We start from the raw sequence: 19,008 nt of genomic DNA on the forward strand, positions 1-19,008 counted from the left end.
GTATTGGCATAGTCGCATATTTCACTGTTGTTGCCACTCTTTTGTTAAAACTTATGAGGGCTAAATTACTGAATGTTTACTATTTCATCGATGTTGTATTTTCTCTTTTACATTGTGCTTTAGGCATAAAAAAACCCGCTGAAAGGGCGGGTAGTTGTTTTTTATGTTGTATTTATAAAACCAAGCACAAAAACACTACCCTAAGTAGTGCCACCAACGTTGACCATTTGTCATTAATGTATTTAAGAACACTTGTTGTTTGGTGTGCTGTGGCATAAAGTACCTATATTAGAAATCATTATAAATAAACATAAGAAAGTGTTTAACTGCGTACTAGTAAACTAGTGCGAGGAATAAAAGTCAAGAATAATTATGAAAATAGACCTACATAGTCACACAACTGCGTCAGATGGACGCTTATCACCGACAGAATTAGTAGAAAGAGCGGTGAATTTTGATGTTAAAGTTTTTGCTATTACCGATCACGATACGGTTGCTGGTTTAGCTGAGGCCCATAAAGCGATAAAAGAGAAAGATCTTCCATTGCATTTAATTGATGGCATTGAGATCTCTACGCTGTGGAGCAATAAAGATATTCACGTCGTGGGGTTGAATTTAGATATTAATCATCCTGAATTGTTAGCGTTAATTGAGCAACAAGAAGCTCGCAGAATTGCGCGTGCAGAGAAAATGGCTGAGCGTCTAGAAAGAGCGGGTTATCCCGGTGCTCTGGAAGGGGCAAAAGCACTTGCTAACGGTGGGACTTTAACTCGTGCTCATTTTGGTAAATGGTTGGTTGATCAAGGTTACGCAAAAACCATGCAAGCGGTTTTTAAAAAATTCTTAACTCGAAACAATATTGGATATGTTCCACCAGAGTGGTGCTCTATTGAAGAAGCGGTTGAGGTAATACATAACGCAGGAGGGACGGCAATATTAGCCCACCCAGGCCGCTATAATTTAACTGCAAAATGGATTAAGCGTTTACTTGCTGCTTTTGTTGAAGCAAAAGGGGACGCGATGGAAGTCGCTTTACCACAGCAAGGGGTTCAAGAGCGCCGAGTACTTGCTGATTACGCGATTCATTTTGACTTATTAGTGTCACAAGGTTCGGATTTCCATTATCCATCCCCGTGGACCGAATTAGGCCGAAATTTATGGTTACCAGCAGGGGTTGTTCCTGTATGGCAAGATTGGGCTTTACCTACATTTGAATAGAAAAGTGAATTTAGAATAAAAAACTAAAATAAAACCACTGTTTATACTATTACCTGCGGAGCAGGAGGACTTATGAGTCAATTTTTTTATGTACACCCTGATAATCCACAAGCACGTTTAATTAGCCAAGCTGTTGCTATTATTCGTGATGGTGGTGTGATTATCTACCCTACAGACTCAGGCTATGCACTGGGTTGTCAGATTGAAAATAAACAAGCGTTAGAGCGAATTTGTCAGATCCGACGATTGGATGATAAGCATAACTTTACGCTGGTATGTCGCGATCTTTCTGAGTTGTCTATTTATGCTCGTGTAGATAACACTATGTTTCGTCTATTGAAAAATAATACACCAGGTGCATATACCTTTATCTTTAAAGGGACAAAAGAGGTGCCACGTCGCCTTATGAATCCAAAACGTAAGACGATTGGTATGCGTGTGCCTGACAATAAAATTGCTTTAGACTTACTTGAAGCTCTTGGTGAGCCATTAATGTCTACCACGTTAATCCTTCCTGGAAATGAAATGGCAGAAGCTGACCCAGAGGCCATCCGTGATCAATTGGAACATGCGGTTGATTTGATCATGAATGGTGGCTATTTAGGTGAGCAACCAACGACAGTGATTGATTTTAGCGATGATGATATCAAGATTGCGCGTGTTGGCGCTGGCGATCCTAGCCCGTTTGAATAAAGACGGCTGATATATCGTGAAGTAAATAGTCAACTGAGGTTGGCTATTTTTTTATGTGCATTACACCCACTTGTGCAGCGTTTGTATGAGTTGTAGTTTTGATATTGGTTTTGTCAGATAACCGTCCATAACTTGAGAGATACGCTGAATTTCATCGTGTCCGGATTCACCCGTTAACGCAATGATTGGTAAATTTGGGTAGGAGAGTTTTATTCTTTTTGCAGCATCAATACCATTCATTACTGGCATTCTAGAATCCATAAAAATAATATCCAATGGGTGATTCATCGCAATAGAAATGGCTTTTTCTCCATTTTCGGCTTGCAGGATATTCATATTATCTTGTGCTATAAATGTTTGGATTAACATTCGTTGCACTTTTTTATCATCGACAATAAGAATCGTTTTTATCGTATCCCCTGAATCGTATACATCAATTAAAGGCAATGCAGACTCATGATGCTCTTGCTGATTAATTAAAGAAGTGAGATCGCCTTCAATATAAGGAAAGCTAAGTACAAATTCAGTAAATTCCCCTTTCTTAGAATAACAGGCAATGTTTCCTTCAAAGGCATGCATTACTCGTAAGCAATAAGAGAGGCCTAAACCACTGCCGCCTTCTTTGTTATGAGTGAAAAAATCATCAAAAATATTAGGTAGAATATGAGAATCTATACCAGGGCCAGTATCTCTAAATATCACTTTATTTGAAGCGAACCCTTTTACTAAACGGATGGATATAGTGCTATTACATTCACTAAAGTAATGAACTGCGTTTCTTAATAAGTTAAATAATATAAAACTATATAGAGTGTCATTTAAGTTGAAAATAAAGTCTTGAGAAAGATCGATATTAATTCTTTTTTTCATGTCATCAGAATCAAAAGCGTATTCATCGACAATACGTTCGGTTAATAATGCCGCAGAGTAATGGGTAAATAATTCATCATTAATAGCCGTGTTTTTTGCTTCACTTAAAATGATATCAATTAACTGAGCGCCTCTTTGAATAGCTAAACTTCCTTGTCTCAGCTCATTATTAATCAACTCTTTATTTTCTTTATCTATGCTTGAGTGATGTTTAATGCGTTCAAAATGGTATTGTAACTGGGATAGTGGATTACGCATTTCATGAGCAATAGAGTTTGCAAGTGCTTGTGATTGAAGTACTTTTCGTTCACTTTCTATGTAGCCTTGAACTTTAGTTAAGACCCATTGAATGGCTGATATTTCTTCATTTGAAAAGGTAGAACCATCTCGTTTATTTGACGAAATTAATAAATGTGAGATGTGTTTATTTTCTCCAAAAATAGGCAAAATTAAAGCGGTCTTGCTTTCATTCATTTTCTCTTGTACTTGATGCAGACTAGAGTTGTCTTTTTCTGGAGCGTAATGAATTTGATAATCGAGCTCATCTTTTACTAGCGCTGAATGTATTTGGTTTAAATGAGGGATAAAAATATTGTAATTAGCATTTTTCCCAACTAATAAAAGATCTTCTTTTGGTGTATTTAATAATTCAGCCAGTTTTACCATTGCATTATTACTTGAAAATTTGAATTCTTCAGCAATGGCATAAATCTTTTCTACTGGTGTTTTTCTGTCTTTATATATAAGTAAACTAGATATTTTCTTGGTTTTTTTGAGTGATTTTTCCCAGAATAAACCTGTGAATACGATCAAGAAAATACTCATGTATAATAAATTTGATTCTGATGTGCCTTTATAAAGGTAAAATAAAGGCAGTAAATAAATAAGTGCATTTAAGGAATAAGATAATATCCAAAATGCAAGGTAACGAAGGCTATATAAACGATGATATAACAAGGTGTAACCTATTAATATAGCTTCAGTAATTGAAAGCGCAGGAGGAAGCCAAGCATATGAAAAGTCTTGCCAAATAATTGGAATGATAATTTGAGATATGATGGTTGAAATCATAAAAATAACAATTCCGAAGAGTAAATAAATGGATTTTTCTTTATTTAATCGAATTGTACTTTTTCTTAGTTTGAAAAAATTATAAAAAATTAATCCAATGAAAAGAAATGCATTGATAAAAAAGAAAGAAGCAAAAGGGCCAAAGTGAATAGTGAAAATGCCTTTCTCTACGATGGTCACTCCTGTAACTGTTTGGTTTGGAATTGTATTTATCGTGATTGCAAAGATAGTTTCAGCATAAAATAAAACGATTTGCCACGTTGCCATCTTTTTGTTCTTTCTTGTTGATGAGAGACGACATGAGAACAAAAATGCAAATGCAAAGGCAAAATAAGAGGCTAAGTTAGCAAGAATAGCCATCGTCGTGGCAACTCGTTCACTAAAATGAAGTAAAAGATTTGATTGGAAATAGTAATTTATTAGAACCCAAAAAACGATGAATATAGAATACCCTATATATGGATAGTAAATTTTAGGATCAACTTTCATCCGCTCTTTGAATAAAGAACGGATGAAAAAGGCTACCCATAATAAAATGAATACAGCGATAAATAGCAGTAATTTATCTTTTGGGAAGCCAATTAGCATTTATAAAACACTCATCTTTTGTTTAATTCCTTTCTTTTTCTAATGATATTAACATTGTAGGATTTGAAATTACATTGATCAAAAGCATGACTTGCATTATTTGTTAAGCAAATGCCTTTATAAGTGACTAAGCCTGTATGATTAATATCTTGAGAACTTGTAAATAAAAAAGGGGGCTTAGAATTGTTGACAGAATTCATTGCCTGATAAAAAAGTACCATTGCAGGTTGCTCTATGATGGAGAAAATCATATCACGTCCTGTATCGTATAGTGCATTAGCTAACCCTTTTTGTGCTAAGTACATATGATAGTTAATTTTTGATGTTTGACCACTAATAGTGAAACGAATTACACCACAAATACTTGTTTTGTCTTCTATTGAATGAAACATAGCATTCTCTAGTTCAGAAACGGAGACTAAAGATAAGTGCTTTTGAGTTGACGTTAATAGGGAGTCAAGTTTTGGAAAGTAGCTCGATATTGTATTGAACGAGTTTTCACTTACCCATTTATTACTTTGGAAAAAGTCATCAAAAAATAACCAGTCGTCTTTTTTTTTGTAAGACTCGATCAATGCTGAAGAGATAAGCATTGGAGCATGTGTATGATCCTCATATTGGTACAAAATAAAATGTTCTCCTTGCGATGAAAGTGCTAAGTGATTGAGCATTTCGTACCACTTGTGTTCTTTAATGAACGTTACAATGTTAATGAGAACAATGGCATCCGAAAGAAGAAGTGGGGCGTCACTGTATTCAGTTTGGAAATAACGCTGTTCTAGCGCAATATCAGAAACCAACTCGTAATGGTAATTCTCATTTATTGTATTTTTATGACTTGATTGATTCGTGGACACTGATTTTTTGTGTAAAGAGTGAGTTGAATGATGAATTATTTTGAATATTTCATATTCAGTTCTGCAGATAAGTAGGCAACCAAAAATCTTCATTGCTAATTGTTCGATAATAAAATAACTCTCAGGAAGAGAGGCACAAGGTTGTTTTCCTATAATTTCTGTTGCTTGTAGTGTATTGAAATTATGACCCAAGTTGCCAATATCAGTATGATGAAGGCGAGATAAAATAGTTGCTTCTCTTGTTGAAATTAAATGTTGTAGCAGATTGTAATTTTGAGTTCGGTGGCAATATTCATGAAGTTCTTTTATAAACTCATGTTGCAGGTTTTTTTTCGATTCTTTCACTTTCAGTTAGAGAATCGAAAGTTGATAATAAGTGTTTTAAGTTATTCATAGTAAATCCTTAATGATAGATAAGTTATTAAAAACACTGAGAAATAAGAGAATCTCAGTGATTTCAGTATAGCGAAATAAGTCAAAGGGTTTACGTGGTCGTTGCTCGCTTTTAAATAGAAATTAATATTTATTTTTTCTTAAATACTTACCGATTAGTGTCTCCTTATTGTATAATCGGCTTCCATAGAATTTTATAGTGATTGAGGGATAGAGTGATTTTCACTTAGGCCCTTGATTAACAAGAAAATAATTGACGCCTGTGAAGGCGACATAAGGTAAAAAATGAGCGAAAAATTACAGAAAGTATTAGCACGAGCTGGTCTTGGTTCTCGTCGTGAGTTAGAAACGATGATTCAAGCTGGTCGAGTTAGTATTGATGGTCAGAAAGCAAAATTAGGCGATCGCCTAGAAAACGTTGATGCAAGAATCCGCATCGATGGCCATGTAGTATCAGTAAAAGAATCTACTGATGTGATCTGTCGAGTGCTTGCTTACCACAAGCCTGAAGGCGAATTATGTACACGTCATGATCCAGAAGGTCGTCGTACTGTTTTTGACCGTTTACCAAAAATTAAAGATTCTCGTTGGGTATCTGTTGGTCGTCTGGATGCCAACACTGCGGGTTTATTGTTGTTTACAACAGATGGTGAACTTGCAAACCGTCTAATGCACCCAAGCCGCAAAGTTGAACGTGAATATATGTGTCGTATATTCGGTGACATTAACGACAAAATGGTTAAAAACCTAGTTACTGGTGTAAAACTAGAAGATGGTGAAGCTCGTTTTGAAGATGTAATGTACGCTGGTGGCGAAGGCATGAACCACACTTTCTATGTTGTGATTAATGAAGGTCGTAACCGTGAAGTTCGTCGTTTATGGGATTCACAAGGCGTAACAGTAAGTCGTCTAAAACGTGTACGTTACGGTGATATTTTCCTAGAGAAAGCATTACCACGTGGCGGTTGGATGGAACTTGAGCTTAAAGAAGTAAACTACTTGCGTGATATGGTTGAATTACCACACGAAAAAGAAAGTTTATTAGATGTAGATAAAGAATCACGTAAGCGTGCTAAATCTAAATCTCAAAAGATCCGCCGTGCAGTTAAGCGTCATGATGAGCGTACAACGGAAGATCGTAATACCGCTGGTGGTCGTCGTGGCCGTAATAACAAAAAGCCAGTCGGTGGTTCATTGCCAACAGCGAAGAAACCTACAAGCATTGAAAGTGCAAAACCTGCCGGTAAAGGCAAGCCAAAGGGCAAACCTTCAGCTAATGGTGCAAAACCGATCAGAACTAAGTTTTCACCAAATGGTAAAGCACCAAAGTCAGCACCAAGACAGCGTTAATTAACGCTTTCTCGATGAATTAAAAAAGGGTTGAAGCCACATGGTTTCAACCCTTTTTACTGTCTGGTGTAATCTATTATTGTTAGTACATCACACCAACTGATTATTTTGGTTGTGCATCAATGCACTGACCATTAACCGTGATACTCTCAGGAGCCATTAAGTAAACGTACAAAGGCATTAAGTCCTCTGGTGTTTTAAGTAAGCTAATGTCTTCAGCAGGAAAAGCCTGAGCACGCATACGGGTGTGAGTACCACCTGGATTTATAGCGTTCACTTTTACGTGAGTGCCTTCCATTTCATGCGCTAGTGTCTGCATCATTCCTTCAGTCGCAAATTTAGAGATAGCGTAAGCCCCCCAAAAAGCACGTCCTTGATGTCCGACCGTTGACGTCGTAAAAATAATGCGAGAGTCGTCGGATTTTTGTAAGACAGGCAGTAAAGCTTGAGTCATTAAGAATTGCGCTTTTACATTAATCTGCATTACTTCATCAAAAATAGATTCTTCAAATTGTTCGAAAGGACTAAGAATACCTAATAGACCAGCGTTATGAAGCAGTCCATCAAGTTTGCCAAATTGACTTTGAATGGTCTCTGCCATATCAATATAGTGCTGTTTTGTTGCGCCTTTTAGATCCAGAGGAATAATGGCGGGGGTAGGGTAGCCAGCGGTTTCAATTTCATCATAAACGGCTTCTAATTTAGCGACAGTTCTGCCTAATAAAATAACCGTAGCGCCGTGTTTTGCGTAACTTAATGCAGCTTGTTTACCAATACCATCTCCAGCACCAGTAACGAGAATTGTTTTATTTTTTAGTGCATTAGCTGAAACGTGATAGTTCACTTTGTCATCCTTGTATCTGAACGTTCATCTTGATGATCTTTATTACGTAAGCATCGCAATAAATTGATATAAAATGCGCGTTTAGTGCGATTTATTATCAATAAGATGAATTAACTTAGGGTTAAGTTAGGTACAATACACGAAACATAGTTAAGAGGGTATTACATTGGAATTTTTGTTTGATTACGGTCTCTTTTTAGCAAAGATAGCAACAGTGGTTGTTTCTATTATTGCCATTTTGGTGGCAGCTAAAGCCGTTAGTGGAAAATCGACTGGCGCAAAAGGTGAACTAGAAGTCACTAATCTGACTGAGCAATATAAAGAGACAGTGGCCGATTTAGAATATCATTTGTTTGATGACGCAGAATTAAAAGCGCGTGATAAAGCAGAAAAAAAAGCGGATAAAGAAGCCGAGAAAGCAAAACAGAAAGAAATAAAACAAGCCGCTAAAGCGGGAACATTAGAGCTTAAGCGTGATGCTCGTTTATTTGTTTTAGATTTTAAAGGCAGCATCGATGCAAAAGAAGTTGCGGGCCTTCGTGAAGAAGTGTCAGCAATTTTAGCGATTGCCGTAGAAGGGGATGAAGTGCTTCTTCGTCTTGAAAGTGGTGGGGGGATGGTTCATGGTTATGGCCTTGCTTCATCACAATTAGATCGTCTACGTGATGCGAATATTACGCTGACTATTTCAGTGGATAAAGTTGCCGCTTCAGGCGGTTATATGATGGCGTGTATCGGTGAGAAAATCATTGCTGCACCGTTCGCGATTGTGGGTTCTATTGGGGTTGTGGCGCAATTGCCTAACTTTAGTAAGTTGTTGAAAAGAAATGATATTGAATTCGAACAACTGACCGCAGGTGAATACAAACGTACGTTAACCATGTTTGGTGAAAATAGCGATAAAGCACGTGAGAAGTTTCAATTGGAATTGGAAGAAACACACGTGTTATTTAAAGACTTCATTCATGAACATCGTGCCGATCTTGATCTTGAAAAAGTGGCGACTGGTGAGCATTGGTTTGGAAAGCAAGCGCTAGAGTTAGGTCTCATTGATGCGATACAAACCTCTGATGATTATGTAACTCAAGCATGTAAAGATCGTGAAGTATTAGCGATTCATTATGTGCAGAAGAAAAAGTTGGGTGCAAAAATTGCGGGCATCGCAGGGCAGTCAGCAGAAAATGTCTTCATGCGTATGATCAATATTGGTCAACGACCGATTGTTTAAATTTTTAAGCGGTAGTAATTAACGAAAAAAGGCTGAATCATTCAGCCTTTTTTATTGCCAAATTTATCGACATTATTTAATGGTAAATTCTTTTGATAATTGGTGAGCTAAATATTTAAACATATTAAAAACAGCGGTGGTTTTTTCTGTTGGTAAGCCTTGGTCTGATAAAAAATACTCGCCTTTAAATACGAGTACTTCTTCTTTTTCTTCAACGCCAGTTGCACGCATACCTTCGAGGTAATTTTCGTGATCTTGAATGATTTGATTGGCGATTAACAGTAAATCAGCCTCAGAAATGGATTTTTTCACGCTCATAAGTCACTCATCGTTAATGATATAAAAGAGGGATTTTAAGCTGAATTTACCGAAATCACAATTGATGTACATCATCGTAGATAAAATTAAAAAGAGCGAGCAAATCTAACTTTATTGTGAGCAACAGCAAGGTATTGGACCAATATTTTTGAGCTAATTGTCAGTAAATGCTAATAGATGCGCAGCGTTATGATTGTATATATTGAGCAAAGTAATCGGCCATTACATTCTTTTAACAACTGTCCAAAGTGCGAGCGGTTAACATCAATTGTAAAAAAAGTGGTTGACGTGATGGCATACACCCTCAATAGTAATATATAGATAAAATCTCAATTTATAGCTGTGGATAATATTATTTTCGACAGTTTTGTATTTCAGCACGAGGGCGTTAGTGAGACATTATGGGTAAATCTCTAGTTATCGTGGAGTCACCAGCCAAAGCTAAAACTATTAACAAATACCTTGGCAAAGACTTCATCGTAAAATCCAGTGTAGGTCACGTTCGTGATTTGCCTATGGGTTCGACAAGCACCGGAAAGAAAACGGCGGCAGCGTCAACCAAAGGTATGAGTGTTGAAGATAAAGCACGCATTAAAAAAGAAAGAGACAAGAAGAACCTGATCAATAAAATGGGAATCGACCCATATAATGATTGGGCGGCGAATTACCAAATTCTTCCTGGCAAAGAAAAAGTCGTAGCAGAATTACAAAAACTGGCTGAAAATGCAGACACTATCTATCTCGCAACCGATTTAGACCGTGAAGGGGAAGCTATTGCGTGGCACCTTCGCGAGATCATCGGTGGTGATGATTCACGCTATAAACGAGTCGTTTTTAACGAAATTACAAAAAATGCGATTCAACAAGCGTTTGAAACTCCAGGCGAATTAAGTATGCCAGGGGTTAACGCACAGCAAGCACGTCGTTTCTTAGATCGTGTTGTAGGCTTCATGGCTTCTCCGCTATTGTGGAAAAAAGTGGCTCGTGGTTTGTCTGCTGGTCGTGTTCAATCGGTTGCCGTGAAAGTTTTGGTTGAGCGTGAGCGTGAAATTAACGCATTCATTCCGGAAGAGTTCTGGGATATCCATGCGGATACATTGACAGCGGGTAAAGAAAACTTCCGTTTGCAAGTAGCACAGCGTAATGGTTCGGTATTTAAACCACTGAATCAAGCGGATACAGAATCAGCGGTAAGTATTCTTGAAAAAGCGGAATACGAAGTTTGTAAACGTGAAGACCGCCCAACGAAAAGTAAGCCATCGGCACCTTATATCACGTCAACACTGCAACAAGCAGCAAGTACACGCTTAGGTTACGGTGTTAAAAAGACCATGATGCTAGCTCAGCGCCTCTATGAGGGCGGTTACATCACTTATATGCGTACTGACTCAACTAACTTGAGTAAAGAAGCTGTAGAGACGTTACGTGAGTTTATTGGTTCTGAGTATGGCGAGAGCTATTTACCGGCTGCTCCAATTATTTATGGAAGCAAAGAAGGCGCACAAGAAGCTCACGAAGCGATTCGTCCTTCTAGTGTGGATGTGAAAGTTGACGACCTGCAAGGTATGGAAGCGGACGCTCATAAACTTTACAATTTAATTTGGAATCAATTTGTGTCATGTCAAATGACGCCAGCCCAATATGATTCAACCACATTGAGCGTAAAAGCCGATGAATTCACCTTAAAAGCGAAAGGTCGTATCCTTAAGTTTGATGGTTGGACTCGTGTGCAACGTCCAATGGGTAAAAATGAAGATCAATTGCTTCCTGCCGTTCAACTTGGCGATAAGCTAAAACTAGAACAGCTTGATCCAAAACAACATTTTACTAAGCCACCAGCACGTTTCACAGAAGCAGCATTGGTTAAAGAACTTGAGAAAAAAGGCATTGGTCGTCCATCGACTTATGCATCTATTATCTCAACGATTCAAGACCGTGGCTACGTTCGTGTTGAAAGCCGTCGTTTCTATGCAGAAAAAATGGGCGAAATTGTTACTGACCGTCTAAATCAATCGTTTGATGATTTAATGGATTACGATTTTACTGCTCGCATGGAAGGCAATTTGGATAAGATTGCTGAAGGCAGCAAAGATTGGAAAGAAGTGCTAAATGCGTTCTTCCAAGACTTCACTGACGATATAGCAAAAGCTGAGCTTGATGAATCAGAAGGCGGCATGTCACCAAATAATATCGTAGAAACTGATATTAAATGTCCGACGTGTGACCGTAATATGGGTATTCGTACTGCATCAACTGGGGTATTCCTTGGTTGTTCAGGTTACGCATTACCGCCAAAAGAGCGCTGTAAGAAAACGATTAACTTAGGTAATGAAGAGGGCATTATAAATGTTCTTGAAGAAGACGTAGAAACGGCCGCATTACGTGCCAAAAAACGTTGTCCTAAGTGTGAAACAGCAATGGACCCTTACCTAATCGATCAAGATCGTAAACTGCACGTTTGTGGTAATAACCCGAACTGTGATGGTTATATTGTTGAGAAAGGTGAATTCCAACTTAAAGGCTATGATGGACCCATTGTTGAATGTGACAAATGTGGTTCTGATATGGAACTTAAGAACGGTCGCTTTGGTAAATACATGGATTGTACGAGTGAGACGTGTAAAAACACACGTAAGATCCTAAGAAATGGCGATGTTGCGCCACCAAAAGAAGATCCAGTACACCTTCCTGAATTGGAATGTGAAAAATCTGACGCGTACTTTGTATTGCGTGATGGTGCGTCTGGGTTATTCTTAGCGGCAAGTACCTTCCCTAAATCGCGTGAAACACGTGCGCCATTAGTGGAAGAGTTAGTTCGCTTTAAAGATCGCCTATCACCTAAGTTCTTATACTTAACGGAAGCGCCAACGCACGATCCAGACGGTAAACCAGCCGTAATTCGTTTTAGCCGTAAGACTAAAGAAAATTACGTTCGTACTGAAACTGATGGTAAGCCATCAGGTTGGACGGGGTTGTATCTTGATGGGAAATGGGCTGTTACCGATAAGCGTAAAAAGCCAAAAGCTGAGAAAGAGTCTTAATAATTAAGACATTATAATCAGAAATAGATAAATGAGAGCTGCAGATATGCGGCTCTTTTTTTATGATACCACTGTCACAAAATTTCATATTTATTCTTATTTCGAAATAATGATTGATCTAACACGTCATACCGAACGCGCGCTCAAGTAGATAATAATAGCCATCACCATTTATTGTTCTATGGAAGTCGGTAGCGTTATGCGTCAATACATGAAGTATTTAATCCCAACAATTATCCCTCTTATCATCCTTTTGATGCCATTGTCTGCTTTTCCTTTTGAAGGCATGACAGTTATTCAGCAACGGGTGATCGCTATTTTCTTACTCGCTGCATTATGTTGGGTATTTGAACCAATCCCTATTTACGCCACTTCCGTTGTTATCATTGTTTTAGAACTGCTAATGGTATCGGATAAAGGCCTTTTCATATTTAAATTTAATCAAGATGCGCCGCAATTTGGCGAGCTTCTTAATTACACCGACATCATGGCCACGTTTGCTAGCCCAATTATCATGTTGTTTTTAGGTGGATTCTTTCTGGCAATGGCCGCTACGAAATACCGTTTAGATGTTAACTTAGCCAGAGTATTGTTGAAGCCATTTGGAAAAGATCCAAAATTTGTCATGCTTGGTTTGATGTTGATTACGGGCATTTTCTCAATGTTCATGTCTAACACCGCAACTACCGCAATGATGTTATCTATCTTAACGCCTGTAATTGCCGTATTTGGACCTAAAGATCCAGGTCGTATTGCTTTTGCATTGTGTATTCCAATTGCGGCGAATATTGGTGGTATTGGTACTCCTATCGGAACACCACCTAATGCGATAGCGTTGAAATACTTAGTTGGAGATAATTTAATTACCTTTGGTGAGTGGATGGTCTTTGGTGTGCCATTTGTTATCGTCATGATGGCATTAGCATGGTTTTTAATTACCTACTTATACCCTGCAAAGCAGACGGTAATGAATTTAGACATTAAAGGTAAGTTCTTAAAAACACCGAAAGCGATTATGGTTTACATTACGTTTGCTGGAACGATCTTATTATGGTTAATGGGATCAAGTCATGGCATGAACTCTTATACGGTTGCTTTAATACCTGTGGCTATATTCTCAATAACAGGGATCATTAATAAAGAAGATCTTAAGAAAATTTCATGGGATGTTCTATGGTTAGTATCAGGGGGTATTGCACTTGGTTTGGCTTTGGATAAGACCGGTTTAGCGAAGTTAGTGGTTCATAGTATTCCATTTGATGCGTACTCACCTTATGTTGTTTTATTTGGTGCCGCCTTCCTGTGTTTAATTATGGCTAACTTTATGTCTCATACTGCGACAGCAAATTTATTAATGCCGATTATGGCGGCGCTAGGCACGTCTATGACGTCATTAACGCCATTGGGTGGGGAGCTTACTTTAATCTTAATTGTGACGTTTGCTGCGTCGTTAGGTATGTCGTTACCAATTAGTACGCCACCGAATGCATTAGCGCACGCAACAGGTAATGTCGAAAGCAGCCAAATGGCAAAAACGGGCGTTATATTGGGTGTTGTTGGTGTGTTATTGAGTTTTGTTATGGTGTGGGTTTTACATACAGTCGGACACATTGGTTAACTTATGAATCAAGCGAAATTACAGCGTATTATTGATGTTTATTTTAATCAACCTGAACGTAGAATCATGATTCCAGCAGGGGAGACGATACTGGTTCAGGGGGAGAATAATGAGCGTCTCTATTATGTTTGTTCAGGTGAGCTTGAGGGGTTTTATCTGGAAGAAGAGGCGACGCATTCCGTTAAGGTGTTCAGTGCATCAGAGGGGGCGTTTATTGGCGTACACAGTTTATTTTCTGAAACGTTCATTGCATCTTCAACCGTGATAAGTAAAACCGACAGCGAGTTAAGTTGGATAGATACCAATACCGTTGCTATTGATTTTGATCGCTATGGTCCATTAAGTGCACAATTTACTCCTGTTATCGTTAATGAGCTATCTCGCAGGCAGCGAAGGGCGACAAAAGAAGCGATTGAAAAAGAAAACGCATTACAAAAGTTATACACCGCAGAGCAAATGACAACGTTAGGTCAATTGGCAGCAGGCATTGCGCATGAATTAAATAATGCGGTTGGTGTATTAAGCAGTAAAACAGATCGGCTACAAAATATTATTTTAGAGCTGTTAGAAGAGATACACCCAGAAGCCAGTCAGTTTGTTGATCAGGGTTTATTACACGGACAAAATATCAGCTCCTCTGAAGTACGTATCAGAGGGCGAGAGTTAGAAAGTCACTATGGTTTTGATAGAGACACCGCACGTGAATTAGCAAGAGCGGTGCCTAGTGGTGAGTTATCTCATTATTGGTTAAATAGCCCAGAGCAAGCCATTCGTTATTGGAATATTGGCCGTGATTTGCATGACATGAGATTAGCGGCAAGACACTCTGTTGGTATTGTTCGTTCAGTTAAACAACTTGGTAGAACAGACATCGATACCGATGAACTACTGGATGTAAATGACAGCATTAATAAAGCGCTCGTGCTATTACAAAGTGATTTACGTCGAGTGTCAGTACATCTTAGTCCCGCCGCATTACCTATGATTAGAGCATCAGCTACCGAGCTTGTTCAAATTTGGGCTAATGTAATTAAAAATGCCAGTGATGCGATGGTTGATATTGACGAACCTGTTATTGAAATATCAACCCGTGTTTCAAACCGTTTTGTGCTGGTGACTATTGCGAATAATGGTCCTGAAATAGATGAAGCGACAAGACGGAAAATTTTTCAGCCTAACTTTACAACCAAAAAAGGCGGACTCTCTTTTGGATTGGGGTTGGGGCTCTCCATCGTAAAACGAATTATCAGTGGATACGGTGGATCTATTGCAGTAAAAAGCAATCAAGAGAAAACCATTTTTAGAATTAAATTGCCAGTCGAGGACGGTCATGGAAAAAATTAATCTGATTTGCGTAGACGATCAACGTGAAGTGTTGAGTGCGGTTCTGCAAGATTTAGCGCCATTGAAGTCATGGATTAACATTGAAGATTGTGAATCAGCATCTGAGGCGTTGGATTTAATGGAAGAGTTGGATAACGAAGGCGGGCATATTGCTCTTGTGTTATCTGATCATGTTATGCCGGGGAAAAGTGGCGTTGAGCTGTTAACTGAAATTTCTCAAGACTATCGTTTTTTAAGAACAAAGAAAGTGTTGTTAACCGGGCAGGCGACACATCAAGATACTATTACGGCAATTAACCGAGCACGTATTGAAAGTTACATTGAGAAACCGTGGAATGCGAGTGAGTTATTAGCGTTATCTCGACGTTTAATTACGGAGTATATTTTTGATAAAGGCTTGGAATATACCGATTATCAAGAGCATTTAGATCAACAAGTGGTACTTGCTCGTTTACGTTAATCGTATTTTAATGTGAGATATAAAAAACTCGCTTGCATTATCGTTACCTGCAAGCGAGTCAATTTATCGTTCAGAATAGGAAGGTAATTTCTTTAAATCAATTCATTACCTGATTTTTCATTGTGATGGAAATCGTTGATATTCCCCAATGTCGTTGATGCAATGTTATCAAGTGCTTCGTCAGTTAAGAAAGCTTGGTGTCCTGTAAACAACACGTTATGGCATGCTGATAAACGACGGAAAACGTCATCCGTAATAATGTCATTCGATTTGTCTTGGAAAAACAGCTCTTTTTCTTGGTCATAAACATCTAAACCAAGAGCGCCAATCTTACCGCTTTTAAGTGCTTCAATTGCGCTTGCTGAATTCAGTAACCCACCTCGACTGGTATTAATGATCATGACACCATCTTTCATTTTAGCGAAAGAATCGGTATCTAAAAGATGCGTGTTATCTGCAGTCAAAGGACAATGCAGAGTAATCACATCTGATTGAGCAAAAATATCGTCTAATGATGTGTACGTAATACCTAAATCAATCGCTACTTGGCTTGGGTAAGGGTCATAGCACAAAATGTTCATGCCAAGACCTTTCAAAATTCGCATTGTCGCTAAACCAATTTTACCAGAGCCAATGACGCCCGCCGTTTTACCAAAGAAGTTAAATCCAGTTAAGCCTTCTAGAGAGAAGTTAGCATCACGCGTGCGTTGATACGCTTTATGGAAACGACGATTCAAACACATCATCAGTCCAACGGCATGTTCTGCAATGGCTTCTGGAGAATAAGCAGGGACACGAACCACTTGTAAACCAAGGGCTTTTGCTGCATCTAGGTCAACCCGATCAAAACCTGCACAACGCATGGCAATTAATTTAGTGCCTTGAGAAGCCAGCTTTTTTAATACGGGAGCCGATAAGTCATCATTTACAAACGCACAAATAACGTCAGCGCCATCGGCAATAGGCGCTGTACTTTCGTTTAGTTGAAAGTTGAAATACTGACATTCGAACTGATACTTTTCATTGATACTATTAAATGAAGATTCGTCATAAGACTTAGTGCTAAACATCGCGATTTTCATATAATATCCTTACAAATAAATGGGTTATATTCATAGTGTCTACCTACACTTTACCACTATTTAGAATAAATATAAGAGAATAGATAAGGTGAAAATGCATCTCAGAACTATAATTGGTTGATATATGAACAGGTCTAGGCTATTTCGGGTGAAAATACATGAATAAATAGGGAGTTTAGCGATTGCGTTCTAGTAATTGATAATAGATATCATTTATCCTCACTGAACAATTAAATATAGGGTTCCTATTATGATGCAGAAAATTACTGACTGGTTATCCAGAGATCCAGATCCTAAAACTCGTGAAGAACTTCAACAGCTAGTTGATCAAAACAACACAGAAGAACTGACTGATCGTTTTCAATCTCGTCTACAGTTTGGTACTGCAGGGCTGAGAGGCATGGTAGGTGCTGGGCCAAATAGAATGAACCGCTTAGTGATACAAGAAACGGCAGCGGGTCTTGGCCACTATTTAATTGAACACATTACTGACGCGAAACAACGTGGTGTTGTGATTGGTTATGATGGACGTACAGATTCACAACAATTTGCTTATGATACTGCCAGTGTATTAACAGCATTAGGTGTCCGCGTTTATTTAACCAGTAAAGTCGCTGCAACGCCAATTGTCGCGTACGGGATTAAGCATTTTAATGCCGCAGGTGCCGTGGTGGTTACGGCGAGTCATAATCCACCAGAATATAATGGGTTTAAAGTGTATTGGGAAAATGGCGCACAAATTATTCCCCCGCATGACTCTGGTATCGCAAGTGACATTGATACGGTTTCTGTAAAACCCATTCCATATTTGTCATTAGATGACGCGAAAGAACAAGGGCTACTGATCTGGCTAGAAGATGATTACTACCAAAGTTATCGTCATACCATGAATAACAATCCACTGTTATCTAATCATACAAACCCATCTGCGATTTCAATCGCTTATACAGCGATGCATGGTGTGGGTGCTGATATGGCAGAAACCTTGTTGCGTGATGCTGGATTTAACCATGTGTACAGCGTACCAGAGCAAAGAGAACCAGACGGAATATTCCCAACGGTAAACTTCCCCAATCCAGAAGAAAAGGGGGCGATGGATATGGTGATTGCACTAGCGCAGTCTGTAAATGCAGAGTTGGCTTGTGCCAATGATCCTGATGCCGACCGCTTTGCATTAGCGGCCAGAAAAGCCGATGGTACTTATCAAATGCTAACGGGTGATCAAGTTGGTATTTTGTTTGGTCATTATTTATTGAATCACACTGACGCGAGTAAACAACTTGTAGGCAATACGATAGTGTCTTCGACATTGTTGAAAAAAATTGCCGAATCGATGGGGGCGGAATACTTTCAAACCCTAACTGGTTTTAAATGGTTGACGAATGTAGCCATGCAAAAACAGAGTGAAGAAAAGCAATTTTTATTTGCTTATGAAGAAGCTCTTGGCTACACCGTAGGCAGTAAAGTATGGGATAAAGATGGTTTGTCTGCTCTGGTTGCCTTTGCTCAATTGGCGGCCGAGTTATCGACTCAGGGTAAAACTGTTTGGGATCAGTTAGAAGCGATTTACCGCCAGCACGGTGTATATGTTAATGCCCAACGCAGTATTGCATTGGCGCCAAACTCGCCGTCTATTGGTGACAAGCTTCGAGCTAATCCACCGAAAGAAATTGCCGGTTTTACTGTGGTGGTTACTGACGATCTTAACGCGTCATTAAGGGTCATGGCTGATGGAACAACAGACGTTATTGACTTACCAGCTAGTGATGTTGTTATTTATCATCTAGATAATGGGGCTCGTATCATTGTCCGTCCATCAGGCACTGAACCTAAACTGAAATGTTACTATGAAGTCGTACAAGCTTTTTCAGAAGGGGATGATTATCTTGCCGTTCAAGAAAAAGCGAATGCAGCCATGTCTCATTTAATTGCAGAGCATCAAAAAAGTCTATAAATACATCTACTGTATCTATTTCTTAAATCATTAATGGCCTCAAATTATATTTGAGGCCATTTTTTATGTGATAAATAAC

14 protein-coding genes are annotated in these 19,008 nt (G+C 38.6%); 9 read left to right on the top strand and 5 right to left on the bottom strand.

All coding sequences use genetic code 11. The features are described from left to right. The first annotated feature begins 372 nt into the window (after positions 1-372). Positions 373-1,218 (top strand): RNase RNM, encoded by an 846-nt coding sequence (gene rnm, locus AACV33_RS06395; RefSeq protein WP_017020616.1) that lies wholly within the window; start codon positions 373-375, stop codon positions 1,216-1,218. 72 nt (positions 1,219-1,290) lie between these two features. Next, positions 1,291-1,911 carry an L-threonylcarbamoyladenylate synthase gene (locus AACV33_RS06400; protein WP_012549900.1) on the top strand — a complete coding sequence of 207 codons (621 nt, stop codon included), beginning with the start codon at positions 1,291-1,293 and terminating at the stop codon, positions 1,909-1,911. A gap of 60 nt (positions 1,912-1,971) precedes the next feature. Here the strand turns inward: AACV33_RS06400 and AACV33_RS06405 are convergent, their stop codons facing one another. Both AACV33_RS06405 and AACV33_RS06410 read right to left on the bottom strand, forming a co-directional pair. Beyond that, positions 1,972-4,119: an ATP-binding response regulator gene (locus AACV33_RS06405; protein ID WP_304503135.1), complete on the bottom strand. Its 2,148-nt coding sequence runs from the start codon at positions 4,117-4,119 to the stop codon at positions 1,972-1,974. Positions 4,120-4,451: 332 nt separating this feature from the next. Continuing rightward, on the bottom strand, positions 4,452-5,642 hold the full coding sequence (locus AACV33_RS06410; protein ID WP_017020613.1) for an acyl-homoserine-lactone synthase: 1,191 nt from the start codon (positions 5,640-5,642) through the stop codon (positions 4,452-4,454). Positions 5,643-5,975: 333 nt separating this feature from the next. On the opposite strand from AACV33_RS06410, the gene rluB reads away from it, so the two are divergent. Then, positions 5,976-7,040 carry a 23S rRNA pseudouridine(2605) synthase RluB gene (rluB, locus tag AACV33_RS06415; RefSeq protein WP_012549903.1) on the top strand — a complete coding sequence of 355 codons (1,065 nt, stop codon included), beginning with the start codon at positions 5,976-5,978 and terminating at the stop codon, positions 7,038-7,040. Positions 7,041-7,143: 103 nt separating this feature from the next. Here the strand turns inward: rluB and AACV33_RS06420 are convergent, their stop codons facing one another. Continuing rightward, positions 7,144-7,884, bottom strand: a complete 741-nt coding sequence (locus AACV33_RS06420) for a YciK family oxidoreductase (protein WP_017020612.1) — start codon at positions 7,882-7,884, stop codon at positions 7,144-7,146. Positions 7,885-8,050: 166 nt separating this feature from the next. Between AACV33_RS06420 and sohB the strand changes: the two genes are divergently transcribed. Next, complete coding sequence (gene sohB, locus AACV33_RS06425) at positions 8,051-9,112, top strand: protease SohB (RefSeq protein ID WP_012549905.1); 1,062 nt, start codon at positions 8,051-8,053, stop codon at positions 9,110-9,112. A 72-nt stretch (positions 9,113-9,184) separates the two neighbouring features. On the opposite strand, the gene AACV33_RS06430 is transcribed toward sohB, so the two are convergent. Then, a complete protein-coding gene (locus tag AACV33_RS06430) occupies positions 9,185-9,430 on the bottom strand; it encodes a YciN family protein (protein ID WP_012549906.1) in 246 nt (81 codons plus the stop codon). Between the two features lie 401 nt (positions 9,431-9,831). Between AACV33_RS06430 and topA the strand changes: the two genes are divergently transcribed. The 4 genes from topA (at position 9,832) to AACV33_RS06450 (ending at position 15,893) form a co-directional block, all read left to right on the top strand. Next, on the top strand, positions 9,832-12,471 hold the full coding sequence (gene topA, locus AACV33_RS06435; RefSeq protein WP_182699971.1) for a type I DNA topoisomerase: 2,640 nt from the start codon (positions 9,832-9,834) through the stop codon (positions 12,469-12,471). A 199-nt stretch (positions 12,472-12,670) separates the two neighbouring features. After that, positions 12,671-14,089 carry an SLC13 family permease gene (locus AACV33_RS06440; RefSeq protein WP_182699972.1) on the top strand — a complete coding sequence of 473 codons (1,419 nt, stop codon included), beginning with the start codon at positions 12,671-12,673 and terminating at the stop codon, positions 14,087-14,089. 3 nt (positions 14,090-14,092) lie between these two features. Next, positions 14,093-15,433, top strand: coding sequence for an ATP-binding protein (locus AACV33_RS06445; protein WP_017020609.1), 1,341 nt, complete (start codon positions 14,093-14,095; stop codon positions 15,431-15,433). After that, positions 15,420-15,893 (top strand): response regulator, encoded by a 474-nt coding sequence (locus AACV33_RS06450; protein ID WP_017020608.1) that lies wholly within the window; start codon positions 15,420-15,422, stop codon positions 15,891-15,893. Before AACV33_RS06445 ends, AACV33_RS06450 begins: the two co-directional genes overlap by 14 nt. Before the next feature lie 92 nt (positions 15,894-15,985). Here the strand turns inward: AACV33_RS06450 and AACV33_RS06455 are convergent, their stop codons facing one another. Next, positions 15,986-16,975, bottom strand: a complete 990-nt coding sequence (locus tag AACV33_RS06455; protein WP_065610705.1) for a 2-hydroxyacid dehydrogenase — start codon at positions 16,973-16,975, stop codon at positions 15,986-15,988. A 250-nt stretch (positions 16,976-17,225) separates the two neighbouring features. Between AACV33_RS06455 and AACV33_RS06460 the strand changes: the two genes are divergently transcribed. Continuing rightward, positions 17,226-18,929, top strand: coding sequence for a phospho-sugar mutase (locus tag AACV33_RS06460; protein ID WP_182699973.1), 1,704 nt, complete (start codon positions 17,226-17,228; stop codon positions 18,927-18,929). Positions 18,930-19,008: the final 79 nt, after the last annotated feature.

Origin of the sequence: Aliivibrio sp. SR45-2 (assembly GCF_963890165.1) — a bacterium.
GTDB classification, from domain to species: Bacteria; Pseudomonadota; Gammaproteobacteria; order Enterobacterales; family Vibrionaceae; genus Aliivibrio; species Aliivibrio salmonicida.